This is a genomic window from Streptomyces sp. BL1 (assembly GCF_057628045.1).
Map to the genome: position 1 here is coordinate 8,093,391 of NZ_JBXYWZ010000002.1, position 24,220 is coordinate 8,117,610.

The following is a 24,220-nucleotide window of genomic DNA, read 5'->3' on the forward strand; positions in this document are numbered from 1 at the left end:
CGCACACATGCGACGCGGCGCGCGTAACGGGGACCCCGGCCCTCGGTGCCGCGGTGGCGTGCACCGGGGCAACCGGGGCAGGGACAGTACCGATCGCCGTACCGGACAACGCGATGCCCGACCCGGTGAGGAACCTCCGGCGTCACACAGCGCTCAGCCCCCGATGCCGGTGGCGGCGGCCATCACCGGCAGCAGCGCGAGGATCAGGATCGCGCCGAGCACGTCGAAGACGACCCCGGATCGGATCATCCTGGTGATCGGCACGCACCCGGTGCCGTAGACGATGGCGTTCTGGGGCGTGGAGACCGGAAGCATGAATCCGAACGACGCGCCGAACGTGGCGGCCAGGGCCGGCACCACCGGATCGACGTCGGCCGCCACCGCCAGCGGGATGATGATCGGCACCACCACCGCGGCGGAGGCGGTGTTGCTGGTCGTCTCGGAGATGAGGACCGCGAGCAGCACCCCGAACACGGTGATGGCGAAGGAACTCGTGATCCCGAGGGCACTCGACGCCTCCTCGCCGATGGTCTTCGCCAGGCCGGTCGAGGACAGCATCGCGCCGAAGATGATCCCGGTGCCGAAGAGCAGGATGGTGCCCCAGTCGATGCGGCTCGCGTCGCGCCACGTCAACGTGGTCTCCTGCCGCGACCAGTTGACCGGCAGGATGAAGAGCAGAGCGGCACCGATCACGGCCGCCACACCTTCGTTGATCCGGTCGTCGACGGTCTCGTACGCGCTGGAGTCCGTCCCGGCGACCAGCCCGACCACCGCGGGTACGAGCCACAGAGCCACCGTGACCGCGAACGCGATCACCGTGTTCTTCTCCGCCCGGCTCATCGGCCCCTGCTCCGCGCGGCGTTCGCGGATGTATTCCTCGACGCCCTCGATGCGCCGCACCTCCGGCCGGTTGATCAGCAGCAGGATGAGGGCGAGTATCACGAACATGAGCGCGCAGATCGGCAGGGCCGTCAGGGTCCACTGGGCGAAGGAGATGCGCTCACCGGTGGCTTCCTCGATCAGCCCGCGACCGATGAGGTTGGGCGGCGACCCCACCGGGGTGAGCAGCCCGCCGACGCTGGCGCCGTAGGCCAGCATGAGCATGAGCGCGGCGCCCACCCGGACCCGCATCGGGTCGAAATCCGCGCGCACCACACCGCGGTCCTGCATCAGACGCGTGATGACCACGAGGATGCCGAGCGCCGTGGGCATCAGCATGGCGACCGTCGCCGTGTTGGACACGAACGCCGACAACAGGCAGGTGATGCCGCCGAACGCGAGGATGATGCGCACCGTCGACTTGCCCACGCCGCGCAGCCCGAGCACGAAGAACGCGACGCGCTGCGCCACCCCGTGCTTGAGCATGGCCTGCGCGAGGATGAACGCCCCGATGAACGTGAACACCGTGGTCGAGCCGAACGGGGCGAGCACCTCGTCCGACGGTGCCACCCCCAGCAGAATGATCGCCGAGACCCCGATCAGACCGCCGACCGGAATGGGCACCGGCTCGCAGACCCACAGCACGATCACGCCGAGAAGAACGGCCGCCAGCAACTGCTGGTCGCTCTTCATGTCGATCGGGACCAGGGCGAAGACCAGAGTCACCGCGGGCGCGAGGAACCAACCGACCTTCCGCCGCCCGCTCTCGAACCGCTCCTCGGCCGGCGAGAGCCGCTGCTCCACCAGACTGCGGTACGTGGCGCCCCCGAGCAGGGCCTTCTCGACGTCCGTCCGGGCACCCTCGGCGGCCGGCTGCGAACCCGGCGAAGCCTCGTGATCGGCAGCCATGCCTCCTCCTTGAGGACTCGACTGTGCACACTCTCCAACGCGACCACCACCAGGTCCAAGACAAGTAACCTGTCGAACTAATCGGCCCTGCCTATGAGTTGGGTGCCGCACCCCGCGTCCCGCATCCGCTGTGGAGCCCCGGCAGCCGAGAGAGAAGGCGCCCCCGAAGGTCGGTCCGTACGCCGCGAGCCGCCAGGAACACCGGTTCGGTATGACTCTGCGGGCGGTGCAGCGGAGGCACAACGTGTTCGGCGGCGGCGTAACCTTTCTGCGCCCGGTGCGTTGGTCAGGGCGGCGCGCTCCCCGGTCAGCCTGGTGCGTGGATGCGGCCCGGTGCGCCGCCTGGCGTCCGGCCCGCAGCGAGCAGGCGAGCGGAACCCACCGGGGAGCACGTGTCGGATCCCGGCCCAACACCCCGTGGCAGGTGCGGCGTCGGGCGCAGAAAGAGAATGCCGCCGACTGGTCATCGGCAGGCCCGCGTGGAGCGAGGCCCCCACCTCCTCTCCGCGTCGGCGGCGCGGGCGACACGTGTATCCCCCTCACGGTGCCCGCGCCGCCCCACACCGGAGCGACGTCGCCCTGCTCATCCGGCGCTCAAGTCCGCCCCATCAGGGCGATGCCGGGCCCCATCAGGCGTGCGGAACCCGCTCTCCACTTCGCATGTGTCAAGGGGCCGGGAGCCCGTTCCGGGCACGCACGGATACTCATGGCATGTACGCGCCTCTGTTGTTGTGTGGTTGATGCGCACCATCCCCGGTGCGCACGGGGGACACGTGCCGCGCCCCGACCACAGCGGCACAGGGGGGAGAACCATGACCGCGCGACGACTCATCGCAGCCTCAGCAGCCGCTCTCGTCCTCACCGGCGGCCTCGCCGGAACCGCAGCCGCCGGCAGCGCCGACGCCGACCAGATGCGCTGCCACAAGGCCCGCATCAGCGGCAAGGGCGGGGAGACGGTCTACGAGGAATGCACACGCACGAAGAACGGCGACCGGCAGCGCCGGGTCAGAGGCGTGCTGAACGACCAGAAGGACAACAACAAGAAGTGTGTCTACGGCAGGGTGAAGTTCACGCCCAGCGGCAAGAGCAGTTCCTACAAGGACTGCGGCGGTGAGCAGACCCGCTACAACACCGGATTCCACAAGGCCGCCGACGCACGTGTATGGCTGAACGCGCCCGCATAGACCCATCCTGAGCACCCGTCACCCGTCACCCGTCACCCGTCACCCGCGCATGCAGTAGCGCACCCATCGAGGGGGGCTCCGTACGGACTGATCAGCGCCGTACGGAAATCCGGCCGGAGGCCACGGCATCCACACTTCGGCCGCGGTGAACGTGCCGCGCGTTCACCGCGGCCGCAGTCTCACGCAGTCTGAGCCACCTCAGCTGATGGACTGCTGTTGACTTACGCCTCGTCAGGTCGATGAGTCTGCCTGCTGCCGGAGGTCTTCCTCTGTGACCTTCCCGCCCCTACGAGGCGGGACGCCCGCTCATGGAGGAGGGAGGCCAGAATGAGCAATCCGATTCGGCTGTACATGTCGATGTCGCTCGACGGCTACATCGCCGGTCCGGACGACCGGCCGGGCCAGGAGCTCGGACGTGCCGGTGGACGTCTTTTCAACTGGCTCGACGACCGGGAATCCGAGGGCCCCAGCGGACAGGTCTATCGCGAGGCGTTGGCGACCGGCGCGGTCATCTCCGGCCGGCGGACCTTCGAACTCGCCGGGCGCTGGCAGGGCGACCATCACGACGGTGTGCCGATCTTCGTCCTCACCCACCACGTGGACGACGGGGACGTGCCACCCGGCCACGCGCGATTCGTCACCGACGTCGAGTACTGCGCCAGTCAGGCCCGCGCGGCCGCCGGGGGCCGGCCGGTCATGGTCCATGGGGCGGGCGCGGCCCAAGCGCTCCTCCGAGCCGGGCACCTCGACGAGATGGAGATCCACCTGGTTCAGGTCCTCCTCGGCGACGGCCGACGACTCTTCGACCACCTCGGTGGTGATCACATCGAACTCGACCTCGTCCGACAGCTAGAGGACCGGGACGTCACGCACCTCCGCTACCGGGTACGCCGACCCGAGGAGACCGCATGAAGACGCTCTTCGTCTCCTACCGCGTCACCGACCTGAACCGCTCGCTCGATTTCTACACCGCCCTGGGCTACGTCGAGTTGGGCAGGGTCGACGGGGGCGACGGGAGCCGCCTCGTGATCCTCAAGTTCCCGGGCGAACCGGCGGCCTCGCTCGAACTGGTCCACCGTCCCGCCAACGGACTCGTCGACGTGGGCAGCGGTTTCGACCACCTCGCGATCCAGGTGGACACACTGTCCGCCACCCTGGAGCGGCTGACCGCCGCCGGCCTGGAGCCGGGACCTGTCCAGTACCCGGGCGGCCCTCGCGGCCCGAAGGCGTCGTGGCTCACCGACCCGGATGGCTACCGGATCGAGCTGGTGGAGTGGCCACCCGGACACCCCGACGGCATCATCACCGCAGACTTCTCCTGAGCGTTCCGTGAGGGGAGTGACGAAGCTTCGCCTGAAGAGATGCGGCGCAACGAGAGGTGGCTTCCCACCCCATCCGCAGGCCTTGACGATTACTCATGAGGCAGGGGTGAAGCTCCAACGGCGCTGAGGCCGGGGCGCGAATCTCGATCGCGCCAACCGTGCGGTTCTGCCAGGGTGTTGACCATGTCTACCTTGCCGGAGCCGGAGCCGGAGCCGACGCCTGTGCGGCACACCGAAGCGGGTGCTCGGCTTGCCCAGTTCACTGGTCGGGTCCTCGTCGTCTGCCCGCGATGCGGTGGCCAGGCGAGCGTCAGGACGCGACCAGGACTCGCTCCGCCGCGCTACGACACCGGGCTGTTGTCCCAGCCGCGCCGCCTCATGTGCGCCGGCTGCGGCGTCGTGAGCGAGTGGGAACGGGGGAGTGAAGGCTCGGGACGGACCTGGGTGGTGCTGGGTGAGCCAAAAGATCCCTTTTTCGGGCGGCCGTTGTGGCTCCAGGCCAGGTGCGCCGGGCACTTGCTGTGGGCCTACAACGAAGAACACGTCGACACGCTCGCCCCTTACATCGCCGCCCGGCTGCGGGGGCGCGGACCGAGCACCTCGACCAGCGTGATGATTCCGCGACTGCCGCGCTGGATGAAGCAGGCGGAGCATCGTAACGACGTCCTGAAGGGGCTGGAGAGGCTGCGCGCGCTGGCGTCGCAGACGGCACCCGCGCACCGTTCGGACGCCGCCCACGAACAGCCCCATCCGAGGCGCCCGTACGGGCGATGAGCCACGAGGCCCCCTACCGGCCCGGCCGAGCAGGGGGCTGCTCCCGGCAGGCCGCCCGCACCACATCGTTGACCTGCTGCCTGCTGCCTGCTGCCTGCTGCCTGCTGCCTGCCGCCTGCTGTTGGTCAGCTCCGTGGCGGCGGGCTGATGCCCAGGACGGGCAGCCAGTCGGGGACGGCGGCATGCGCGCAATCCTGGAGTCGGGTTGTGTCAGTCCTCGTCGGTGGCCGGTTCGAGTGGGGTGAGGAGTCGGTGGGGCTGTCGGCGCAGGGCGCGGGAGATGGGGTCGGTGCGGAGGGTGGGGTCGGCGCCGGGGCCGCTGCGTACGAGGAGCTCCCCGGCGTCGGGGACGGTGCGGCAGGTGGGGCAGAGCCCGCTGGGTTCGAGGTCGGTCCCGCACGCGGCGTGGCTGAAGACGCGGCGGGGGCCGGTGGCGGGGGAGAGGTGCTGTTCGCCCCACTGGGCGAGCGTGAACACGGCGGGCCACAAGGAGATTCCGCGCTCGGTGAGCACGTACTCGTGTACGGAGCCGTGGGCGCGGCGCTCCAACAGGCCTGCGGCGGTGAGGGACTTGAGCCGCTCGGTGAGAACGGCGCGGGGGATGTCGAGGTGGGCGTGCAGGTCGCCGAAGCGGCGCACGCCGTAGAAGCAGTCGCGCAGGACGAGCAGCGTCCAGCGTTCTCCGACGATTTCGAGGGCGCGCGCCAGTGAGCAGTCCTGCGCGGCGTAGTCCTTGCCGAGTCCCATTGCTCCGACTCTACTCGGCGCAGTTCAGTTATTGAACTGCCGCTGCTAGCGTGTCTCGCAGTTCAGTGAATGAACTGTCCGGGGTCGGGTCGGGGCCGTACGCCCATGTGCCGGCCGACCCGTTCCGCCTGCCACATCGCCGTACCGATCGCATCGAGGAGTCGTGAGCGTGATGTCCTCCGAATCCCTGACCGCCCCAACTCCCGCTGCCGCGACCGGTCCTGATGCCGAGTCTGCCGCCGGGTCCCGCGCGGTCCTGGTCGTGGCGAGCGTGGCCACGCTGCTGGTGTTGATGAACTTCACCGCCCCGATGTCCGACGTGCCCGCCACTGCCCGCGCGTTGGGGGCCGGCCAGCAGGGGCAGACCTGGATTCTGGGCAGCATCAGCCTCGGGCTCGCCGCCGTGCTGCTGATCGCGGGGAGCCTGGCCGACAACTGGGGCAGGCGCCGCATCTTCACCGGGGGCGCCGTGCTGCTCGCGGTGGGCGGGGCGGTGTGTGCGGCCGCGCCGGATACGGCCGTGTTCGTGAGCGGCCGCATTGTGCAGGGCGCGGCGAGCGCCGCGCTGTTGGCGTCCAGTCTGGGTCTGGTCGCGCACGCTTTCCCCGCGGGGCCGCAGCGTGTGCGGGCAACGGGCGTGTGGGGCGCGATGATCGGCGCCGGTATCGCTGTAGGCCCGGTGTTCTCCGCGGCGTTGGGTGCGGCGGCGTCGTGGCGTGCGGTCTACGCGGTGAGCGCCGCGCTCGTCCTCGCCCTCGCGGTGGCGGCGGTTCGTACGGTGCCCGAGTCCCGCAGCGAACGGCACCGCCCCCTGGACGTGGCGGGCGTGCTCACCCTCGGCCCCGGCGTGGCCTCCCTGGTCACGGCGGTAACCGCCGGCCGTGAAGGCTGGACGAGCCCGCTTGTGCTCGGCTCCCTGGTGGCTGCGGTCGCGCTGCTGGCCGCTTTCGTCGTCGCCGAACGCCGCAGCCCGGACCCGATGTTGGACCTGGATCTGCTGCGCCGTCCCGCGTTCCTCGCCGCGACGGCCGGCGCGCTGGCCAACGGGGTGTCGGTGATCGCCTTCATGTCGTACATGCCGGCACTCGCCCAACAGGCGCTTGGGCTCAGCGCGTTGGACGCCGCCGGAGTGCTGGGTGTCTGGTCGGGCACCTCCTTCCTGGTGGCCATCCAGGCCCGCCGCCTGTCCGGGCGACTGACGGGACGTCACCAGGTGGCGGTCGGGCTGGTGTTGTGCGGTATCGGTGAACTGGGCCTGTACGGCATCGCCCCGCATTCCCCGTGGTGGCAGCTGGTCCCCGGCCTCGCTGTGGCCGGTGTCGGAGCGGGGCTGGCCAACGCGGCGCTGGCGGGCCTGGCGGTGCGCACTGTTCCGCCGGACCGTGCCGCCATGGGCTCGGGTGCCAACAACACCGCCCGCTACGTCGGTTCGGCCCTCGGCATCGCGCTGGTCGCGGCGGTCCTCGCCCAAGCCCCCGCCGACTCCGACGCCGCCCACCATGTGGCAACGGGCATGACGTACGCCGCCGTCCTCGCCGCCGGCCTGTCCTTCGCCGGCGCCCTGACCGTCGCCTTGTGCAGGCCCCGTCCGGCATGACCAACGCGGCCGCCCCCTCCACCGCCACCCCTCGCCGTCGACCCCTCGTCATCGTCTGCGGCAAGTCAGGGTCTGCCGCAAGGTGCAAGATGCCAGGACGAGGACGGCGGAAGCGCCCCGTGCGACGATCAGTGCCCGGGCGTACGGCACCACTGCCCCGCATCCCAGGGCCCGTCCCCGGGGTCGACGCGCCGACCTGGTCAACAGGCCGCTGGGCAAGGGGGCCAACGGTGCCCGTGCGGCCGGGGCTTCCTGCACACTGGCCCAAGCTGCGGCCCACCTCGACCTGCTGAAGCACGGACCTGCTGAACCACCGGGACCTGCTGAAGCACCGGCAGATCGAGGTGAGCACGGGCGAGGCCGTTCCGTCACCGCACGTACGGACCTCGCCGGATCACCCGCCCGTGAAGGCCGAAGAAGGGGTACCAGATGAGCACCGAACCCGCCGTCACCTCCGCCCTTGGACACGGGGCGGGAGTGCGGAGCAGCACGGTCGACGGGATGCTGCGCCGCAGCGCCAGGCGGGTGCCGGCGCGCACCGCGGTCCGCTACGGCGAGCGCACCTGGACGTATGCCGAGCTGGACGCGGCGGTCTCCGCCGCCGCGGCCGTACTGCGCGCCGAAGGCCTTGCGCCCGGCGACCGGGTGGCCAGTTACGGGCACAACTCCGACGCGTACGTCATCGGTTTCCTCGGCTGCGCCCGCGCGGGACTGGTACACGTACCGGTGAATCAGAATCTCGACGGCGAGGACCTCGACTACCTGCTCACGCAGTCCGGTTCCTCCCTCGTACTCGCCGACCCGGACCTGGCCGGGCGGCTGCCGTCCGGCACGCGCGTGCTGCCACTGCGCGACAGCGATGACCGCTCGCTGCTGGCCCGCCTCGACGATGCCGGCCCCCTCCCGGAGGACTTCGAGGGGCCCGACGGCGAGGACCTCGTCCAGCTCCTCTACACCTCCGGCACCACTGCGCTCCCCAAGGGCGCGATGCTCACCCACCGTGCGCTGGTGCACGAGTACGTCAGCGCCATCACGGCCCTGGAGCTGCACGAGAACGACCGCCCCGTGCACTCCCTGCCGCTCTACCACTCCGCACAGATGCACGTCTTCCTGCTGCCCTACCTCGCCGTCGGCGCGCGCAACACGATCCTGGACGCACCGGACGGCGACCGGATCTTCGACCTCGTCGAGGCGGGAGAGGCGGACAGCCTCTTCGCCCCGCCGACCGTGTGGATCGCGCTCGCCGGGCGTGAGGACTTCGCCACCCGCGATCTGAGCGCGCTGCGCAAGGCGTACTACGGCGCGTCGATCATGCCCGTACCCGTCCTGGAACGGATCCGCGAACGGCTTCCGCGGCTGCGGTTCTTCAACTGCTTCGGGCAGAGCGAGATCGGCCCGCTGGCTACCGTGCTGCGGCCGGAGGAGCACGAGGGCCGGATGGACTCGTGCGGGCGGCCGGTGCTGTTCGTCGAGGCGCGGGTGGTCGACGAGGAGGGCAACGACGTGCCGAACGGAACGCAGGGCGAGGTCGTCTACCGTTCACCCCAACTCTGCCAGGGCTATTGGGACAAGCCGGAGGAGACGGAGGCGGCCTTCCGGGACGGCTGGTTCCACTCGGGCGACCTCGTGGTGCGCGACGACGAGGGCTATCTCACGGTCGTCGACCGGGTGAAGGACGTCATCAACTCCGGCGGTGTGCTGGTGGCTTCGCGGCAGGTGGAGGACGTTCTCTACACCCACCCCGCGGTCGCCGAGGCAGCAGTCATCGGCCTGCCGGACGAACGGTGGGTCGAGGCGGTCACCGCCGTCGTGGTACCGCGCGCAGAGGTCACCACGGACGAACTGCTCGCCTACGCACGCGAACGCCTGGCCGGCTTCAAGGCCCCCAAACGCATCGTCCTCACCGAAGCGCTCCCCAGAAACGCCAGCGGCAAAATCCTCAAACGCCAACTCCGCGACACCCTGACCTGACCGGGCCTGACTGACCGGCCCCGCTCCTGTCCGCCATGCGGCAGCAAGCCCGTCGGCGGCGCGGATGCTCGCGGACGGTGAGACCGTCGCTTTCCGCCGGCCGCACGCCGACAGCGGATCGCCGGGCTTTCCCAGCGGCGACGGGCCGGTCGAGGAACGTAGCCGGTTCAGGGGGATGATTGCCGGTCGTGGATAGGCTGCCGCGCGGTACTCAGGAGTGAGCAAATGACAACGAAAAAGGCCGACTTCACCGGTGTGCAGTCGACGATGCTGGTGACGTTGTTCCTGAGGGCGGTGGACGCGCAGGATCCGTCCCCCGTACTCGGTGACCGCTTCGCGGCCGAGGCCGTGGACCGGATCGACCACGACTGGGCGAAGCTGGAGAAGCCGGGGAACCAGCGTGCCCGGTTCGCAGTCGTGCTCCGCTCCAGGCAACTCGACCTCTGGAGCGCCGATTTCCTGCGGCGCAACCCGGATGCGACGGTGCTCCAGCTGGGATGCGGCCTGGACGCCCGGGCTTTCCGGCTCGATGTGCCGGCCGGGGTGCGGTGGTTCGATGTCGACCTGCCCGACGTCATCGAGCTGCGCCGCAGCCTCTACGACGAAGCCGACGGCTACCGCATGATCGCCTCATCGGTGACCGACGAGGCCTGGCTGGATGAGATCCCCGCCGACAGGCCCGTGCTGATCATTGCCGAGGGCCTGTTGATGTACCCGCCGCAGAACGAGGTCCGGCAGTTGCTGCAGCGGCTGACCGACCGTTTCCCCGCCGGGGAGCTCATCTTCGACGGCGCGGCTCCCTGGATGGTCCGCGCGACGCAGCTGCTCAGCAGGTATCTGGGCCGCTGGTACGGCCATCCGGCCTTCCGTACGGCCATCCGCGACGGCTCGGACATCGAGCACTGGAACCCCGCACTGCGCTACCGCGACCACGTCGCCACCATGGCACTGTACGAACAGATCCCCGACCCGAGAGCGCGCCGCGCCTACCGTCTGGGATCCCGGATCGGCTGGTACAAGAACGCATTCCGCCTGTTCCGGGCCGAGTTCTGACCCGCCAACGCCCCGGCCGCAGCCGGCAGCGGTGTCGGCTTGTGGGGCGGTGCCGGTAGGAATACCGCATGACTGATGTTGGTGTGTGTGGCCCTGAGGGCCCGTTGCGCATGGTGACGACCCCTCAGGAGCCGCGACCCGTACGGGCAGTGCTCTTCGACTTCTCCGGCACGCTCTTCCAGGTCGCCCCGTACGCGGAGCGGATCCGGGCCGCGTTGGGACGGCCGGTGGGGGAGGCGGAGACGGACGCCCTGCTGGACGGACTCGCCGCCGGCCTGTCCGACCCCGAGGTGATGGCGGCGCAGCACGGCCGGGATGTGTCGTCCGCGGCGCACCGGTACGCGTTCACGACGTGGTACGCGTCCGTACCCGCTCTGGCACCGGTCGCCGACACGCTGTACGAGCAACTGCGCTCTCCCGGGCACTGGTTGCCCTACGCGGACGCGGACGCCACACTGACCCGCCTGCGTCAGGGCGGACTGGCGTTGGGGGTGGTGAGCGATGTGGGCTGGGACCTGCGCCCCACGTTCGCCCACCACGCCCTCGATCACCACTTCACCACCTGGGTCCACTCCTGCGACCACGACACCGAGAAGCCGGACCCGACCCTCTTCCACTACGCCTGCAGGGAGTTGGGCGTCGACCCGGCCGAGACACTGATGGTCGGAGATCATCCGGCAAAGGACGGCGGCGCCGCGGGCGCGGGGCTCCGGGCTTATGTCCTGCCGGGCGCTCCCGTGCCCGGTGCGCGCCGCGGCCTGGACGCGGTGCTGCGCCTCGCCGGTCTCAGTGGATCCTGAACGGCTGTTCACAGGCCGGTGGTTGAGGGCGGGCCCACCCGGCTTGCCTCGGGGGCCTCATCCCCTCCGGCGAGCACACGGTCCAGGTGCTTCGCCGGGCCGGTCGTTTCCTCCACACTCAAGGCAAGGGAGTTCGGGGGCGGTTGACCGTGGGTGTTTGCGCGCGGCGGGCTACGGGCCCGGGAGGCGATTCGCTGTGCCCGGGCCGGTCGTGCAGGGGCTCCCAGGGGATGAGGGGGAGGCCGGCATGGCTGCATACGACGTATTCCTCGCGGACTGTCCCGCCCGCACCACGCTGGGGCTGGTCGCCGATACCTGGTCGGTCGTGGTGGTGTTCGGCCTGGGGCGCGGTCCACGGCGCTACAGCGATCTGCGGGACCGGATCGGCGGGATCAGCAACAAGATGCTGACGCAGACACTGCGCAAGCGGGAGCGCGGCAACCTAGTCGAACGCCGGACGCTGCCCACCGCGCCGGCAGGGGTCGAGTACCGGCTGACCGCACTGGGCGAGAGTCTGCTGGGTCCGGTGTCCGTGCTCGCGAAGTGGGCCGAGGAGCACGCCGACGCACTGGGCGACGGGCACGTCGACTGACGCGGGAGGCCACCGACGTACGAGGCGACTCACGTACGCGGCGACTGCCGTACGAGGTCAGCGGCGCAGGAGGCGGCCGACGCACGAGGTCACCGGCGGCCCCCCAGGGCTGCGGTGACGGGCCGGCTGACCGGACGCGGGAGATGGCGGATGGGGAACCGCTTGGTGCCCTGCGCGCTCCTAACGTTGCCGGCATGCGCATCGGAGCTCCGGCACCCGAGCGGTCGTCAACGCCCCGTGCCCGCAGCGCCGTTCGCCGTGACACGGGCCGGCCGCCACTGCGCGCCCGGCCACCACCCTCGTCCGTCTTGGAGGAGCAGTGAAAATCGGCAAGAGCGAACTCGATGTCTCGCCGCTGTGCCTGGGAGGCAATCCCTTCGGCTGGACCGCGGACGAGGAGACCTCCTTCGCGGTGCTGGATGCGTACGCGGAAGCGGGCGGCACCTTCATCGACACAGCGGACCGCTACACCTTCAACGTCCCCGGCAACACAGGCGGCGAATCCGAGACGATCATCGGCCGCTGGCTGAAGTCCCGCGGCTGCCGCGACCGGATGGTGATCGCGACCAAAGTGGGCGCGCTGCCGGGCCTGGAGGGGCTGGCGCCCGCCACGATCCGGCGCGCCGCCGAGGCCTCGCTCAGCCGGCTGGGGGTGGACCACATCGACCTGTACTACGCACACGTCGATGACCCTGACACTCCTGTCGCCGAGACCCTCGCCGCGTTCGACGCGCTGGTACGGGCCGGCTCGGTGCGCTACATCGCGGCGTCCAACTTCACCGCCGCCCGGCTCACGGAATCACTGGCAACCTCGGCACGGGAAGGGCTCGCCGCCTACATCGGGGTGCAGGCGGAGTACAACCTGGTGCAGCGCGAGGGCTACGAACGCGGCCTGGCACCCACCGTTGCCGCCGCCGGGCTGGCCTGCCTGCCCTATGTCGCCCTGGCCCGCGGCTTTCTGACGGGGAAGTACCGTCCCGGCGGGCCCGCGGAGGGGAGCCCCGCACACGAACTGGGGGTTCAACAGGGCGGCCCCGGCCCGCAGTCGCTGTACGGACGGGAGCGGAATGTTCTCGCTGGCGGACACGCGCAACTCCAGGACACGGCACACTCTCGCGGGGGCGTGCGAGGGGGAGGGATGCCCGCTTCGGCCCCGGGCTCGAAGCGGGCATCGACGGCGGAACCGGGGGGATGGTCAGGGCCGGCCCGGCCGCTGGTGTATCCCCTGCGGCGTGTGCCGGGAGCCTGGTGCGTCATGATCCAGGTGTGGCAGATGATTCCCTCTCGGTGACTTTCAGCTCGTTGTGGCATGTGAAGGCCCTGCATCGCATGGTGATGGAGCGGAAGTTCGACGGTCCCGACGATGTCTTCTTCGGCAGCCCTCACCTCGCGGCCGCGCAGCACGCGGTCCTTGAAGCGCTGATGCGGGCTGAACCCCATCAGGCCACGAGATGGGAGTCCTGGCGGGACGCGCGTGGGCACGGAGAGGTCCTGGACAGGGTGCGACAGCACTTGCGGGACCACGCTGAAGCCGTCACAGCCATGGAACCGGCGACCCGCCGTAGCTATGTGGAGAGTCTGCTGGCCCCGCTAGTGGGCGACCCCGCTCTCCTGGCGGAGCTGACGGGCGAGTAGGTCTTCTTGGATCAGCAGGCGCGTTACCGGATGACGACGGAGGCGACTGTTGCGGCGCCGGCTGCGCTGGCTCCTGCCGTGCTCCCCTCGCCAGGGTGTGGATGGCGTCAACTATGCGCTGTAACGGGACGGGGCCCGTCCATAAGGTTCGTGCATGGCAGACGAGAATGAGCTCGCCGTTGAGGCGGCCATCGCGGCGGAGATACGGCTCCTCGACCCCGACGTGCGTGCTTCCCCGGTCCTGGTCTCGGAGCTTCTGGACCCGGAGTTCACCGAGTTCGGAGCATCTGGCAGGCGCTGGGACGCGACGTCGATTCTCACGGTGACGAGCGCCGGTTCAGTGGATCCGGCGTCTCCCGTCGAGGTCAGCGAGATGACCGGGGTCGTACTCGCTCCGGGCATCGTTCACCTGACGTACTTCGCTGACAACAATGGGCGCCGAACGTGGCGGTCCTCTCTGTGGCGTCTGACGGAAACGGGCTGGCGCATGTACTTCCACCAGGGCACGTTGGCGAGTTGAGCGAAGGATGGTCCGCCGCCCGTAAGTCCCTGCTTCTGAAGGCGATATGACCAGGGGCCCGGGCCGGTAATCGGCTGGCTGAGGCGGAGCAAGCCGGCAGAGGCGGTACGGATGGTGCCGCGCGGCCGGTTGGGTGAGGCGGCCAGCCGCAGCACATCAGCGACATGGCGGGCGGGCAGTCCGGTTTCGTACTGGTGTATCTGATCTTCAGGAGACGCTCATGCGTATTCGTACTGCCATCGCTGCCGCGAGCCTGGCCGCAGCAGCCGTGCTGGGTGCTGCCGGCACCGCTGCCGCCGACGAGCCCGGTGGAGGCTCCTTCGAGGACGGGTCGGCGATCAACGGCTCGGACATCGTCACCGGCGACACTTCCAACACCGACCAGGGTCCCGCATTCGGCTCTCCGAGCGGGAACTACCAAGACGGCGGCTTCGATCACGCCGGCTTCGACGGCTAGCAGCCGCAACGAACCGGGCGCGTCAGGCCGCGTGGCCGACAGGAGCCGGCCACGCGGCCTGCACGAGCTCGCCGGCCCGCGGTGCGGCCGCGGTGGGATGGAGTGATGGCCGGGTGAGGCGGCGGGCCATCAGCGTGATGACGAAGGTGTTCACCTCGCTTCTGCGTGGGCGGTGGCGCGTTCGTAGTCGCGGACCAGCCGCCAGGCGTGCATCCACCAACCGATCGGGCGCTCCACGATCCAACGCCTGGGCAGGATCACGAACCCGCAGCGAATCTCAGCCGGTTCTGGGAGAAACCGGCCGAGCCCGCACGGCTCACCCCGGCCCGTGTCCGCCGAGGTTTCGGAACCTCCGCCCGTACCTGCACTGTCCGGCTCGTGCGCCAACACCCTCAACACCCGCCCCCGCCCAGGCCATCTGCTCTGCTTGGGCTGCGCGTTGAATGCGCAGGCCCGGCAGCACGGGCCGCATCATCGAGGGCGGTCCAGCCCACTTCGACCTTGCGCGCACCCCGACAGGACAGTGCCGGGTGATCTGGTTCTGCGACTCCCCGGGGCCTCAAGGGCGCGGAGCCTGGGCGGCATGATGTCCTCCGTGATGAACAGCGCAGACCTGCATCCTGCCCGGATACCGGGTTACGGCGGTGGCCCCCTCACGTGCCGGGCCGGGTTCCTGGACGAGTCCCTTTTCTGGCTTGGGCACCTCTCCTCGTGCGGCCAGAGCGGGGAAGCTGAGGAACTGCTGTTCGGCGCGGACTACGACGCGGCCGGAGACTTCCAGCGGCGGCTGTGGGAGCGGGCCGAGTGGCCGGTATTCACGGTTCCGCTCACCGCCGATCACCGTCTCCACGTGGTCTACCGCACTGTCACGGACGACCCTGGCACCGACTACCTCATCCACCACCCCCACTGGGACCAAGCCGAGCACCTCGCCCGGGACGACGGGCACTTCATGGGACCGGGCCTGTCCTGGCCCGAGCTCGTGGCAGCCGCGGACAACGCGCTGCCCGGCGGTAGCACCACCGATCCCCACACCCGACTGCTGCTCCTGCTGCCTGCGTTCGGCGACGGCGCAGTACCCGACGATGCCATTGGCCGCCTGGCCGGTGCGCTACGCGCCCGCACCGATGTGGAAGACCCCGAGACCCTTGCCTCTGCTCTCCTGGACGATCAAGGGGCTCCCGGCCCCGCGCACTGGACAACCTCCGTGCACGGTTGCTCCGTGAACGATGGCGAGTACTCCGTCCGTAACCCCGCCAACCGCTTCGCCCTGTCAGCCGATCGACTGGCCCGAGTGACTACCGCGCTGGCACCGTGACCCGCGCACGCCAAGAGAGGCTTGTCGCTCCGGCCATGCTGCTCGGTGGCGGGTCGAGGGTGGGGTCCGTGGGTGTGGTGGAGGTGGTCCGGGTCGGGCTGTGTGTGTGTCCGGTGTGGGTGTTGTCGGCTGTGGGGGGTACCTTGCGGCGCATGGTGAGGGGGTGCGCCGAATTATCCTGGGCTTGTTCTTCATCTCCTGTGCGGGGGTGGCGGGTTCGCAAGGCAAGCCGGCTCGGCCCGGTGAGCGGGGTTGTCCGGGGGCGGCTTCGGCGGTGTGATCGCGCCAGCCGCGTCGGGTTTCTCGTACCGGGCCGGCATGCCCTTGTCAGCAGGCTTCCCGTGTCAGTGGAACTCGTGGACCAGCTGGATTTCGCCGACGATGTGGGCGTTGAGGTCCTCCGGCTCCTCGGCGGGAACCCGGAGTTCGAGGATCGTCTGTCCGCCCGCCTGTTGGACGGGGTACCGGCTCAGGAACTGTGACTCGGCCTCGAAGCGGGTGACGTAGCCGGCGCCGTGGTGTTTCACGTTCCAGTCCCGCGCGATTTTGATCGCGTAGTCCTCGTTGAGGACCGGGTAGAAGATTGGCTGCTCGGGCAGCCGGGGCGGCCACGCATGCCAGTTCAGCTCGCGGACCAGCTCCAGCTCCTTGGGGCCGGTGGGACGCCACAGGGTCGTCGTCGCGTGCTGGCTGGTCATGTGGATCGCTCTCTGAATGTCGGCCGCTGGTAGGGCGGGCGGGATACCGGACCATACCGGCACTGCGGACTCGCCAGCACGCAGTTTCTGCCTGGCCAACGCTTGTCACCAGCAGTTACGGGACGGCCGCTGTGCTGCTGTCGGGGGTGCCGGGTGGTGAGGGTGGGCTGGGTCAACTCGCGGCGGGTGTCGGGCGGGTCGCTGGGGTGCGGGCGTCGTTCACTCATGGGCGGGGTGTGAGGCCGGGATGCGCGGGTCGAACAGGGTTCCTGGCCAGGTGATCTTCCGGTGGTGCGCGCATGGAGGCGAGGGCGTCTCGGCAGTTCGGCGATGCGTAACCGGTCGAACTGTCCTCGGGGGGCTTGTTGTTCGTGTGTGTGTGGTTGTGCGGGGTCAGTGTGTTCGCCCGGTGGAGTCGCCTGCCTCCTGGCGGAGGGTTTCGGCGATTTTGGTGAGTGCTGCGCCGAGGTGGCGGCGCTGCGCAGCGGTGAGAGGCTCGAACACGAGTCGGTGCACCTGTGCGACGTGTGCCGGCGCGCTGTCGACGACCTTCTGCCGGCCGGTGTCGGTGAGGGTGGCGAGGGTGTAGCGGCCGTCGTGGGGGTCGGGTTGGCGGGTGGTCCATTCTCGGGTTTCGAAGCGGTCCATGAGTTTTGACAGGCGGGGGAGGGTGCTGTCGCAGTCCCGGGCCAACTCGCTGAACCGCATGGTGGCTTGAGGCGCCATCGAGAGGCGGGCGAGGACGCTGTATTCGAAGTTGGAGATGCCTGCGTCGCGTTGCAGTTGGCGGTCCAGGGCGGCGGGCAGGGCGATCACGACGGTGAGGAGGTCTTGCCAGAGGTCCTGCTGCTCGGTGTCGAGCCAGGGTGAGGGTTCGTCCATGTGGCCCATGTTATTTGCCTGGGCAAGAAATATCTATTGCCCGGGCAAGTAATGCGGTCTACGTTGTCAGTTGCTCAGGCAAGTCAATCTCGGTTTCGAGGAGTCTCCTGTGATCAAGCTCAGTATCTTCCTGACGCGGCGGCCGGACCTGTCCCACGAGGAGTTCGTGGAGTACTGGACGCAGAAGCACACCCCGTTGCTGGCGACGCTGCCCGCCGGAGAGGTCCCGGTCCGGCGCTACGTGCAACTGCTGCCCACCGGCGACGAGATCCCCGGCATCAGCACCGCTGTCTGTGACGGTGTCGCCGAGGTGTGGGTCGACAGCATCGCCGACGCCACTCGCTGGTTCACCTCCGACACCTACACCACCACCATCGCGGCGGACGAGGAGAACTTCCTCGACCGCTCCCGGACCCGCTTCCTCTACTCGGCCGAAACCCCGGTCTTCGGCTGACCGCCGCCGTCCGCGCCGACTCGCCCCGGGGGGGGGCAGTCGGCTGCAGGCAGCTCGCTGTGCTCGGGTCCCGGGTCGGGTCCCGGGTGACCTGACGATCAGGCCCCCACACACGGCCCGGGCGGGGTCTCGGGTGACGGGGTGTCAGGGGTGTGTGGTGCCGAAACACGGTTTGTGGGTGGGGTTTGTGGTGGTGGGTCAGGTGGGGGTGTGTGTTGTGGTGTGTGTTGTGGTGGTGGGGGGTTCGTGGGGGCCTTGGTCGAGGCGGAAGGGTGGGTAGGTGTCGGTGAGGAGGCTGGTGTAGGCGGCGACGCGGAGCATCCAGCGTTGGAGGCCGAGGATGAGGGGGAACATGCCGGCCGGGTAGTGGCCGGTGAAGAGGAGGGAGATGCCGGCGAAGAGGACGAGGAGTCCGGTGAGTCCGCCGGCGCGTACGGAGCCGCCGGTGAGGAGGGCGACGACCAGTAGTTGGGGGAGGGCGAGGAGCCACCATTTGATGAGGACGAGTCCGCGGGAGAGCTGTTCGGGGTAGGCGATCTCGAGGCGTGCGGGGTAGTCCGGCACATCGGCGAGGGTGAAGGGCGGGTAGCGGTCGGTGCCCAGCGCCCCGTACGAATAGAAGTGCACGCGCCAGCTCCAGCGCAGCACCCCCACGGAGAAGTCGAAGAGGGGGCGGGGGTAGCGGGCGGTGAAGAGGATCGCGAAGAAGGCGACCACCGACACCAGCGCGTAGCCGATCCACAGGAACAGCAGCACGACCATGTGCGGCAGGACCAGCAGCCACTTGATGAGCCACAGTCCGCGGGACAGTCTGGGTTCGAGGAGGCCCTGGACGGTGACGGGTGAGGGTTTCGGGGCGGATTCACGCTCGGGGTAGGTCATGTGCGCCACTCCCTTTCCGGGCTGGCCGGCACCGGGTTCCCGGGGCTGGAGGGCACCGGGGCCTGACCGTACCGGCGGGCGGTGTGGTGGGGCGATGACGCTTTCGTGCTCGGCCGGAAATTCTCCGTGTGGCCTGGCGGAATGCCGGGTTCTGCTGTCGTCGGGCGGGCCGGGCGCCGCCCTGCGTGCCGGGGGAGGGCGGGAGGGGCTTGGTGGGCGGCCGGGTGCGGCGGGGCGGTGCCGTTTCGGCCAGAACGGGTGTGCGGGCGCGTGCAGTTCGGCTTGTGTCAACAGCCGGGTGCACACCCGGCCGGCCATCCTGCCGGGCGCGGCGGGCGGGTGCGGCGGGCGGGTGTGGGCGCGGCGTCTGCGGTGCCGGGGTGAGGGGTGTGGGCGGGAGGCCGGGGTAGGGGGTGTGGGTTCCGGGTGCGGGGCTGCCTCGGGCGCGGCTGCCTGGGGCACGTTCGTTTCGGGTGGTGCCGTCCGGGGGCGGGCCGGGGTTGCTGGTGGGCGGGGGCCGGCTGAACGGTCCGTATGTGCCTGCGTGTTGGGGCGGTGTGTGCCGGGGCGGCAGGATCGGCCGGGAGGGGTGCGCCGGCCTGCGCCCTGCCCGGCCGGCCCGCCCGCCTCTTTTTCCCTGGTGCCCGGTCCGTCCTTCTTCCCTGGTGTGCTGTGTCGGTGCCCCCGGGGGGGGGCTCGTCGCCGTGGTGGTGGCTGTCGTGGTGGCCCTCTGGTGGGTTCCGGGGCTTTTTCTGTTCTCCGGTGTGGGGGGGGCATGTTCGGTTCAGGGGGTGGGGTGCGGCCTGTCGGCCAGGTGTCGGGTGCGGGCGTGTCGCTTGCCCCTCTGGTGTGGCGTGGGGTCCTCTCGTGGCCCGTAGGGTTTCGGGGGTGGTGACCGGTACGGACGCAGGATGTGAGGGAGGCCGCGTGAGCGAGGACCGTGGCGGGGGCGGTGACCCGGCGTGCTGGGCGGGGCTGGTGTGTGCCGGGTGCGGCGGGGTGCGTGAGTCCGCCGACCCGCGTAGGCCGTGTCCGCGGTGTGGTGCGGTCTCCTGTGACGCCGCCGGCGCTGCTGCTGCGTCTGCCGGGGCTGCTGTGTCCGATGATGGTGCCGCTCCCTCTGCTGCCGGCCGGTCCGGCGGTGCGGATGATGGTGCCGCTTCCTCTGGTGCGGGGGCGGGAGAGCAGCCGGTGGAGGAGTCTCCTGCGGGGGCGGGCCCCGGTGCGGGGCCCGGTACGGGTGCGGGTTCCGGCGCGGGCGCTGCTGCGTCTGCCGCCTCCGGCGAGGCGGCCGTCCCCGGTGAGGGGGCCGTTCCCGGTGAGGGGGCTGTCTCCGGCGGGCAGCGTGCCGGGGCCGGTAACTCCTCGGCTGCGCCGCGCAGTCGGAGCCGCCCCCGGGGGCGGGACCGGGACCCGGCCACGGGGCGGGCGCAGAATGCGCGGCCGCGGGACGGGTTGGGGCGTCCGTTGCCGTATGGGACGCCGGGGGTGGCGCGGCAGCCTGAGGGAGTCGTGCGTACCGCGCAGGAGACCCTCACCGAGGCCCAGCACCTCCTCGACACCGGCATGCCTTTCCACGCACACGAGGTGTTCGAGGACGCCTGGAAAACCGGCCCCGAGAGCGAGCGGGGGTTGTGGCGGGCGTTGGCCCAGTTCGCCGTCGGCCTTACCCACGCGGCCCGCGGCAACGCTTCCGGTGCGGCGTCGTTGCTGACCCGTGCGGCCGACAGCCTCGCCCCCTACAGCGAAGACCCGCCGTACGGTCTCGACATCACGGCGCTCACCGTGTGGGCGCGGGAGGCGGCCGCCGCCCCCGCCACGGACCTCACCCCGCCACGGCTGCGCCGCCGCTGAGCCGGCGCAGCCATGACGGTGGCGCAGGCCCGGCGGCGTGGTCCACTGCCGCCGTCATACGGGTCACCGGCCACGCAGGGGCGTGCGCCGGATGTGGCCGGCGGGGCCGGGGAGCGGGGCCGGGAAACGGGAGGGGCAGGGGTTAGAAGGGAGCGTCGCCGCTGCCTTGGACGCGTACGTACTGGCTGCCCCAGCCGTGCAGGAGTACCTGCGCCTCGTTCCCGCTTTCGCTGCTGTCTTCGCCGCCTTCGTCGTCGCCCTTGGGGAGGCGGAGGGTGACGGGCTGGTCGGCGAAGCGGGCGAAGTCTTCGAGGGGGTTGTCGGTTTTCAGCAGTCCGCACCATTCCTCGTCGCCGCCGGTGGTGCGGTAGGCCGTGAGTTCGGCGGTCACCGGGTATTCGGTCTCGTTGAGGAGGAGGGCGGCGGGGCCCTGGTAGGTGCGTTCAGCAGTCGCCATGGTTTCAGGCTGCGCCTGCCCGGAGGCGGCCGCAAACCCTGCTGCGCCCCGGCCGCACGGCCCCTGCCGGCGGGGTGGGGGAAGGACTCCGGTGCCCGGCTCCGGCCCCGTTCGTGGGTTCGGGGCTGCGTCTGCCGGCTGGGGCTGCCGCAATCCGTGCTGCGTCCCGGGCGCACGGTTTCCTGCCGGCCGGGCCGGGCGGAGGGGGCCGGTATCCGGTTGCGGCCCCCTGTTCGTGGCGTGGGCCGCGTCTGCCCGCTGGGCTGCTGTCGTCCGTGCTGCGCCGGGGCGTACGGCTCGGCTCTGGCGGCGGGGCGCGGGGTGGTGGGGATCGCCGGTTTTTCCCCGGGCTCGGTCGGCTCTCCCGGTTGCGCAGTGGGCGAAGGGGCTGGAGTTGCCTGCCGGTTGAGGGGTCGGGCCGCTCCTCCCGGTCAGGGGTGTCTGCGGCGTCGCCCGGTGTTGGGCTACGCCTCTTTCTGGTCAGCTCGTTCTGGCCCAGGTGCGGGCCGGCGGTCGGGCGGATCCGGCGGGGCGGGGTTCCGGGCGCGTCCGCGTGTCGCGGGTGGGAGCGAAGGCGCGCAGGTGTGGGGAGGCCCTGAGCAGGTCAGGGGCGCGGTGGGTGCCGGGGTTCCGGGTGCCGGGTGGTTTCGGGCGGCGCCTGCCCGGAGGCGGCCGCAATCCCTGCTGCGCCCCGGCTGCACGGCCCCTGCCGGCGGGGTACGGGAAGGACTCCGGTGCCCGACTCCGGCCCCGTTCGTGGTTTCGGGGCTGCGCCCGCCTCGGGGTGCTGCGGGTCCTGCTGTGCCGGGCCGGGCGGCTCTTGGCGGGGCGGGGTGGGGGCTGGTGTCTGGTTGCGGGTTCTGCGCGTACGGGGTGTCCGGCACCCGGCCCGCGTAGCTGCCCGCGGGGGTCTGGTGTGCGGGGCCGTCATCGGCCGTAGGGGGTCTGGTGCCTGGGTCGTGTGTGGGGGTGGGTGGGGGTTGTTTCGGGGCGTGTCGGGGTGGGGTGGGGCGCTAGTGTGCGCGGGGGAGTTGGCCGTCCGCGCTTGCCGGCGCGGGGCGGTGCGGGGTGGTGTGTGGGGAAGTGGGGTGGGGGTGTGTCGGAGCGGTCACGGCCGTGGCCACGGCCCGCGGGGTCGCGGGGGCGGCATGGTCTGGTGGATCTGCATGCGGACAGGCCGCATCCGGCGCGGGTCTACGATGCGCTGCTGGGCGGGAAGACGCACTATGCGGCGGACCGGCAGGCGGCGGAGGAGACTCTGAAGGTCCTGCCCGGGGCTGCTGCTATTGCCCGGCACAACCGGGCTTTCATGCACCGTGTGGTGCGCTATCTGGCGCGTGAGGCGGGGATTGGCCAGTTCCTCGACATCGGCACGGGGATTCCGGTGTCGCCGAATCTGCACGAGGTCGTCCAGGGCGTCACCCCTGCCGCCCGCGTCGTCTACGCCGACAATGATCCGATCGTGTTGGTGCATTCCCAGGCCCTGCACACCAGCGGGCGGGCGGGCCGTACCGCTTATCTCGAGGCGGATCTGCGTGATCCGGAGTCGGTCACCGGGCACGGGGTGCTGCGGGAGACTTTGGATCTGCGCGAGCCGGTGGCGCTGTCGCTGCTGGCGGTTCTGCACTGGCTGCCGGCCGGTACCGACCCCTATCCGGTGGTCGCCCGGCTCTTGGAGGTGCTGCCGTCGGGCAGCTATCTGGCGCTCAGTCATGTGACGGCGGATTTCGCGCCGGCTGCGATGGGGGAGGTGGCCGGTGTCTTCGCCGCGGCCGGGGCCCCTTTGGTCTGCCGTTCGCGGCAGGAGGTGGCGCGGTTCTTCGACGGCCTGGAGCTGGTCGATCCCGGGCTGAGAGTCGTGCACCGCTGGCGGCCCGAGGATGCGGCCGCCGAGGGGCTGGGTGAGGGGGACGTCCCCCTCTACGGCGCCCTGGCCCGCAAACCCTGACCCCGCGCCCCGTACGTCCTCGGGGCCCGGGCCCGCACACCCCTCTCCGCCGTCCTGGACGCCCCCTTGCGGCCTGGACACCCTTGCGGGCTGCTGCCCGGCGCGCCCCGTACGTCCTCGGGGGCCCGGCCCGCACACCCTCTCCGGCGGCCTGGACGCCCCTTCCGGCCTGGACGCTCCTTGCGGTCCGGCGCCCCTTGTGGGCTGTTGCGGTCCCGGACCGGGCTGCTGCCCGGCGTGCCCCGGCCGCGGAACGGGGAGGGGGCCGGCCTGTCCGCCGCCGCGCCCCGGGTCCTGCGCGCCGGGCCACAGTCCCCGCCTCCGGATCTGCCCCTGCCGGCACACCGCCTGACGTGTCCTCAGCCACGTCCGGGTGCCGCTGCCGGATCCCGGCCGGCCGCTGCGCCGTGCTTGACCATGAGTCGGCTGCCCGGCCGACTGCCCAGCCGGCTGCCCGGCCGGGTGGGCAGCGCGGTGCGCTGCGGCGGCGCAGCGCGCCGCGCGCCTCTCCGCCCCCGTCGGTGTCGTCACCGCCGCTACGGGCGGGTCTTCAGCGTCCCTTCAGGAACGGTGCGCGAGAGTGCGGCACGTGGTCTCCGGGCCACGACTCCCTGACCCGACCACACCACGTGCCCCGCGGCGGGGCGCGTAGGAGGCAGGCCGACCATGCAGCAACTGATCGCACAGGCCCGGGTGTTCGCGTCCCGGTGTACGGAAGGCGCGGCGGACTTCCAGGAGTTCGAAGCCGGGCAGAGCCCGCGGGCCCGGTTCCTCACGTGTTCCGACTCCCGGGTCATGCCGTCCCTGAGCACCGGGGCCGGGCCGGGCCCGGGGGAACTCTTCGCGCTGCGCACGGCGGGCAACATCGTGCCCGCCTACCGCCGCGGGCACCCCGCGGGGGAGGCCGCGAGCATCGAGTACGCGGTCGATGTCCTGGGGGTCGGGCACATCGTGGTGTGCGGGCACTCCCCGTGCGGGGCGGTGGGCGCTCTGGCACGCAATGACGATCTGCGCGCCGCCCCGGCCGTACGTGCGTGGCTCGACAGCACCGCGCCGCGCCGCGGCAGCCGCAGCACAGGGGGGAGGGAAGGGGCCGGATGCCGCAGCCGGTTGCGTGCGACGTCGCCGGGGCCGCGCAGCGGCACGCGCTCGCGCAGCCGGCCAGACTGCGCGCCTACCCGTGCGTACGCGGGGGGCATCGGGGCGGAGTGCCTCTTTCTGCACGCCGGGTTCTACGAGGTGAACACCGGGGTGGTGTGAAGCCACCGGCCCGGCAGCGGCGCCTTC

25 protein-coding genes and 2 pseudogenes are annotated in these 24,220 nt (G+C 70.9%); 19 read left to right on the plus strand and 8 right to left on the minus strand.

The window, feature by feature from the left end:
* Nucleotides 1-153 precede the first annotated feature (153 nt).
* Nucleotides 154-1,788: an SLC13 family permease gene (locus AC3AGO_RS35755; protein WP_487824476.1), complete on the minus strand. Its 1,635-nt coding sequence runs from the start codon at nucleotides 1,786-1,788 to the stop codon at nucleotides 154-156.
* A gap of 812 nt (nucleotides 1,789-2,600) precedes the next feature.
* Here AC3AGO_RS35755 and AC3AGO_RS35760 point away from each other — a divergent pair.
* The 4 genes from AC3AGO_RS35760 to AC3AGO_RS35775 all read left to right on the plus strand — a co-directional run bounded on the left by AC3AGO_RS35760 (nucleotide 2,601) and on the right by AC3AGO_RS35775 (nucleotide 5,068).
* Nucleotides 2,601-2,972, plus strand: coding sequence for a hypothetical protein (locus AC3AGO_RS35760; protein WP_487824477.1), 372 nt, complete (start codon nucleotides 2,601-2,603; stop codon nucleotides 2,970-2,972).
* Between the two features lie 327 nt (nucleotides 2,973-3,299).
* Entirely contained in the window at nucleotides 3,300-3,884 is a 585-nt protein-coding gene (locus AC3AGO_RS35765; RefSeq protein WP_487824478.1) for a dihydrofolate reductase family protein, read from the plus strand.
* Nucleotides 3,881-4,294 carry a VOC family protein gene (locus AC3AGO_RS35770; protein WP_487824479.1) on the plus strand — a complete coding sequence of 138 codons (414 nt, stop codon included), beginning with the start codon at nucleotides 3,881-3,883 and terminating at the stop codon, nucleotides 4,292-4,294. The genes AC3AGO_RS35765 and AC3AGO_RS35770 overlap by 4 nt, the downstream gene beginning before the upstream one ends.
* Before the next feature lie 399 nt (nucleotides 4,295-4,693).
* Nucleotides 4,694-5,068 (plus strand): hypothetical protein, encoded by a 375-nt coding sequence (locus AC3AGO_RS35775; RefSeq protein ID WP_487824480.1) that lies wholly within the window; start codon nucleotides 4,694-4,696, stop codon nucleotides 5,066-5,068.
* Nucleotides 5,069-5,278: 210 nt separating this feature from the next.
* Here AC3AGO_RS35775 and AC3AGO_RS35780 read toward each other — a convergent pair whose 3' ends face one another.
* Nucleotides 5,279-5,815: a winged helix-turn-helix transcriptional regulator gene (locus AC3AGO_RS35780; RefSeq protein WP_487824481.1), complete on the minus strand. Its 537-nt coding sequence runs from the start codon at nucleotides 5,813-5,815 to the stop codon at nucleotides 5,279-5,281.
* Between the two features lie 172 nt (nucleotides 5,816-5,987).
* Here AC3AGO_RS35780 and AC3AGO_RS35785 point away from each other — a divergent pair, with 172 nt between their 5' ends.
* The 9 genes from AC3AGO_RS35785 (at nucleotide 5,988) to AC3AGO_RS35825 (ending at nucleotide 14,440) form a co-directional block, all read left to right on the plus strand.
* Nucleotides 5,988-7,412: an MFS transporter gene (locus tag AC3AGO_RS35785; protein ID WP_487824482.1), complete on the plus strand. Its 1,425-nt coding sequence runs from the start codon at nucleotides 5,988-5,990 to the stop codon at nucleotides 7,410-7,412.
* Nucleotides 7,413-7,841: 429 nt separating this feature from the next.
* Entirely contained in the window at nucleotides 7,842-9,383 is a 1,542-nt protein-coding gene (locus AC3AGO_RS35790; protein ID WP_487824483.1) for an acyl-CoA synthetase, read from the plus strand.
* 225 nt (nucleotides 9,384-9,608) lie between these two features.
* Nucleotides 9,609-10,436 carry a class I SAM-dependent methyltransferase gene (locus tag AC3AGO_RS35795; protein WP_487824484.1) on the plus strand — a complete coding sequence of 276 codons (828 nt, stop codon included), beginning with the start codon at nucleotides 9,609-9,611 and terminating at the stop codon, nucleotides 10,434-10,436.
* Nucleotides 10,437-10,546: 110 nt separating this feature from the next.
* The gene (locus AC3AGO_RS35800; RefSeq protein WP_487824485.1) at nucleotides 10,547-11,236 is read left to right on the plus strand and encodes an HAD family hydrolase; all 690 of its coding nucleotides are present in this window, start codon (nucleotides 10,547-10,549) and stop codon (nucleotides 11,234-11,236) included.
* 247 nt (nucleotides 11,237-11,483) lie between these two features.
* Nucleotides 11,484-11,828, plus strand: coding sequence for a winged helix-turn-helix transcriptional regulator (locus AC3AGO_RS35805; RefSeq protein WP_487824486.1), 345 nt, complete (start codon nucleotides 11,484-11,486; stop codon nucleotides 11,826-11,828).
* Nucleotides 11,829-12,147: 319 nt separating this feature from the next.
* Nucleotides 12,148-13,119 carry an aldo/keto reductase gene (locus AC3AGO_RS35810; RefSeq protein ID WP_487824487.1) on the plus strand — a complete coding sequence of 324 codons (972 nt, stop codon included), beginning with the start codon at nucleotides 12,148-12,150 and terminating at the stop codon, nucleotides 13,117-13,119.
* Entirely contained in the window at nucleotides 13,095-13,463 is a 369-nt protein-coding gene (locus AC3AGO_RS35815; RefSeq protein WP_487824488.1) for a hypothetical protein, read from the plus strand. Before AC3AGO_RS35810 ends, AC3AGO_RS35815 begins: the two co-directional genes overlap by 25 nt.
* Before the next feature lie 154 nt (nucleotides 13,464-13,617).
* Nucleotides 13,618-13,983, plus strand: a complete 366-nt coding sequence (locus tag AC3AGO_RS35820) for a nuclear transport factor 2 family protein (protein ID WP_487824489.1) — start codon at nucleotides 13,618-13,620, stop codon at nucleotides 13,981-13,983.
* 220 nt (nucleotides 13,984-14,203) lie between these two features.
* Complete coding sequence (locus AC3AGO_RS35825) at nucleotides 14,204-14,440, plus strand: hypothetical protein (RefSeq protein WP_487824490.1); 237 nt, start codon at nucleotides 14,204-14,206, stop codon at nucleotides 14,438-14,440.
* A gap of 22 nt (nucleotides 14,441-14,462) precedes the next feature.
* Here AC3AGO_RS35825 and AC3AGO_RS35830 read toward each other — a convergent pair whose 3' ends face one another.
* Nucleotides 14,463-14,594, minus strand: a complete 132-nt coding sequence (locus AC3AGO_RS35830) for a hypothetical protein (protein ID WP_487824491.1) — start codon at nucleotides 14,592-14,594, stop codon at nucleotides 14,463-14,465.
* A gap of 23 nt (nucleotides 14,595-14,617) precedes the next feature.
* Nucleotides 14,618-14,707 (minus strand): annotated as a pseudogene (locus AC3AGO_RS35835) (IS5 family transposase); the annotation flags it as partial.
* Between AC3AGO_RS35835 and AC3AGO_RS35840 the strand changes: the two are divergent.
* Nucleotides 14,702-14,859 (plus strand): annotated as a pseudogene (locus tag AC3AGO_RS35840) (NF041680 family putative transposase); the annotation flags it as partial. The pseudogenes AC3AGO_RS35835 and AC3AGO_RS35840 sit on opposite strands and share 6 nt — an antisense overlap.
* Nucleotides 14,860-15,038: 179 nt before the next feature.
* The gene (locus tag AC3AGO_RS35845) at nucleotides 15,039-15,758 is read left to right on the plus strand and encodes a hypothetical protein (protein WP_487824922.1); all 720 of its coding nucleotides are present in this window, start codon (nucleotides 15,039-15,041) and stop codon (nucleotides 15,756-15,758) included.
* A 344-nt stretch (nucleotides 15,759-16,102) separates the two neighbouring features.
* Here AC3AGO_RS35845 and AC3AGO_RS35850 read toward each other — a convergent pair whose 3' ends face one another.
* Both AC3AGO_RS35850 and AC3AGO_RS35855 read right to left on the minus strand, forming a co-directional pair.
* Complete coding sequence (locus AC3AGO_RS35850) at nucleotides 16,103-16,456, minus strand: hypothetical protein (protein WP_487817988.1); 354 nt, start codon at nucleotides 16,454-16,456, stop codon at nucleotides 16,103-16,105.
* Between the two features lie 393 nt (nucleotides 16,457-16,849).
* Entirely contained in the window at nucleotides 16,850-17,338 is a 489-nt protein-coding gene (locus tag AC3AGO_RS35855; protein ID WP_487817996.1) for a MarR family winged helix-turn-helix transcriptional regulator, read from the minus strand.
* 109 nt (nucleotides 17,339-17,447) lie between these two features.
* On the opposite strand from AC3AGO_RS35855, the gene AC3AGO_RS35860 reads away from it, so the two are divergent.
* On the plus strand, nucleotides 17,448-17,792 hold the full coding sequence (locus AC3AGO_RS35860; protein WP_487817986.1) for an EthD domain-containing protein: 345 nt from the start codon (nucleotides 17,448-17,450) through the stop codon (nucleotides 17,790-17,792).
* A gap of 198 nt (nucleotides 17,793-17,990) precedes the next feature.
* On the opposite strand, the gene AC3AGO_RS35865 is transcribed toward AC3AGO_RS35860, so the two are convergent.
* Nucleotides 17,991-18,674, minus strand: coding sequence for a DUF4389 domain-containing protein (locus AC3AGO_RS35865; protein WP_487817985.1), 684 nt, complete (start codon nucleotides 18,672-18,674; stop codon nucleotides 17,991-17,993).
* 1,512 nt (nucleotides 18,675-20,186) lie between these two features.
* On the opposite strand from AC3AGO_RS35865, the gene AC3AGO_RS35870 reads away from it, so the two are divergent.
* Nucleotides 20,187-20,528 carry a DUF309 domain-containing protein gene (locus tag AC3AGO_RS35870; RefSeq protein ID WP_487817984.1) on the plus strand — a complete coding sequence of 114 codons (342 nt, stop codon included), beginning with the start codon at nucleotides 20,187-20,189 and terminating at the stop codon, nucleotides 20,526-20,528.
* Nucleotides 20,529-20,670: 142 nt separating this feature from the next.
* Here the strand turns inward: AC3AGO_RS35870 and AC3AGO_RS35875 are convergent, their stop codons facing one another.
* Nucleotides 20,671-20,985 (minus strand): DUF4873 domain-containing protein, encoded by a 315-nt coding sequence (locus AC3AGO_RS35875; protein ID WP_487817983.1) that lies wholly within the window; start codon nucleotides 20,983-20,985, stop codon nucleotides 20,671-20,673.
* Between the two features lie 1,153 nt (nucleotides 20,986-22,138).
* On the opposite strand from AC3AGO_RS35875, the gene AC3AGO_RS35880 reads away from it, so the two are divergent.
* Nucleotides 22,139-22,933, plus strand: a complete 795-nt coding sequence (locus AC3AGO_RS35880) for an SAM-dependent methyltransferase (protein ID WP_487817989.1) — start codon at nucleotides 22,139-22,141, stop codon at nucleotides 22,931-22,933.
* A 666-nt stretch (nucleotides 22,934-23,599) separates the two neighbouring features.
* The gene (locus tag AC3AGO_RS35885) at nucleotides 23,600-24,193 is read left to right on the plus strand and encodes a carbonic anhydrase (protein WP_487817982.1); all 594 of its coding nucleotides are present in this window, start codon (nucleotides 23,600-23,602) and stop codon (nucleotides 24,191-24,193) included.
* The last annotated feature ends 27 nt before the right edge of the window (nucleotides 24,194-24,220 follow it).

Bases quoted from the DNA above. Each gene is read 5' to 3' on its own strand.
- AC3AGO_RS35785 (WP_487824482.1), top strand. From the start codon at position 5,988: ATGTCCTCCGAATCCCTGACCGCCCCAACTCCCGCTGCCGCGACCGGT.
- AC3AGO_RS35770 (WP_487824479.1), top strand. From the start codon at position 3,881: ATGAAGACGCTCTTCGTCTCCTACCGCGTCACCGACCTGAACCGCTCG.
- AC3AGO_RS35850 (WP_487817988.1), bottom strand. From the start codon at position 16,456: ATGACCAGCCAGCACGCGACGACGACCCTGTGGCGTCCCACCGGCCCC.
- AC3AGO_RS35760 (WP_487824477.1), top strand. From the start codon at position 2,601: ATGACCGCGCGACGACTCATCGCAGCCTCAGCAGCCGCTCTCGTCCTC.
- AC3AGO_RS35780 (WP_487824481.1), bottom strand. From the start codon at position 5,815: ATGGGACTCGGCAAGGACTACGCCGCGCAGGACTGCTCACTGGCGCGC.
- AC3AGO_RS35790 (WP_487824483.1), top strand. From the start codon at position 7,842: ATGAGCACCGAACCCGCCGTCACCTCCGCCCTTGGACACGGGGCGGGA.
- AC3AGO_RS35875 (WP_487817983.1), bottom strand. From the start codon at position 20,985: ATGGCGACTGCTGAACGCACCTACCAGGGCCCCGCCGCCCTCCTCCTC.
- AC3AGO_RS35805 (WP_487824486.1), top strand. From the start codon at position 11,484: ATGGCTGCATACGACGTATTCCTCGCGGACTGTCCCGCCCGCACCACG.
- AC3AGO_RS35845 (WP_487824922.1), top strand. From the start codon at position 15,039: ATGAACAGCGCAGACCTGCATCCTGCCCGGATACCGGGTTACGGCGGT.
- AC3AGO_RS35885 (WP_487817982.1), top strand. From the start codon at position 23,600: ATGCAGCAACTGATCGCACAGGCCCGGGTGTTCGCGTCCCGGTGTACG.
- AC3AGO_RS35765 (WP_487824478.1), top strand. From the start codon at position 3,300: ATGAGCAATCCGATTCGGCTGTACATGTCGATGTCGCTCGACGGCTAC.
- AC3AGO_RS35855 (WP_487817996.1), bottom strand. From the start codon at position 17,338: ATGGACGAACCCTCACCCTGGCTCGACACCGAGCAGCAGGACCTCTGG.
- AC3AGO_RS35795 (WP_487824484.1), top strand. From the start codon at position 9,609: ATGACAACGAAAAAGGCCGACTTCACCGGTGTGCAGTCGACGATGCTG.
- AC3AGO_RS35755 (WP_487824476.1), bottom strand. From the start codon at position 1,788: ATGGCTGCCGATCACGAGGCTTCGCCGGGTTCGCAGCCGGCCGCCGAG.
- AC3AGO_RS35800 (WP_487824485.1), top strand. From the start codon at position 10,547: ATGGTGACGACCCCTCAGGAGCCGCGACCCGTACGGGCAGTGCTCTTC.
- AC3AGO_RS35865 (WP_487817985.1), bottom strand. From the start codon at position 18,674: ATGACCTACCCCGAGCGTGAATCCGCCCCGAAACCCTCACCCGTCACC.
- AC3AGO_RS35825 (WP_487824490.1), top strand. From the start codon at position 14,204: ATGCGTATTCGTACTGCCATCGCTGCCGCGAGCCTGGCCGCAGCAGCC.
- AC3AGO_RS35820 (WP_487824489.1), top strand. From the start codon at position 13,618: ATGGCAGACGAGAATGAGCTCGCCGTTGAGGCGGCCATCGCGGCGGAG.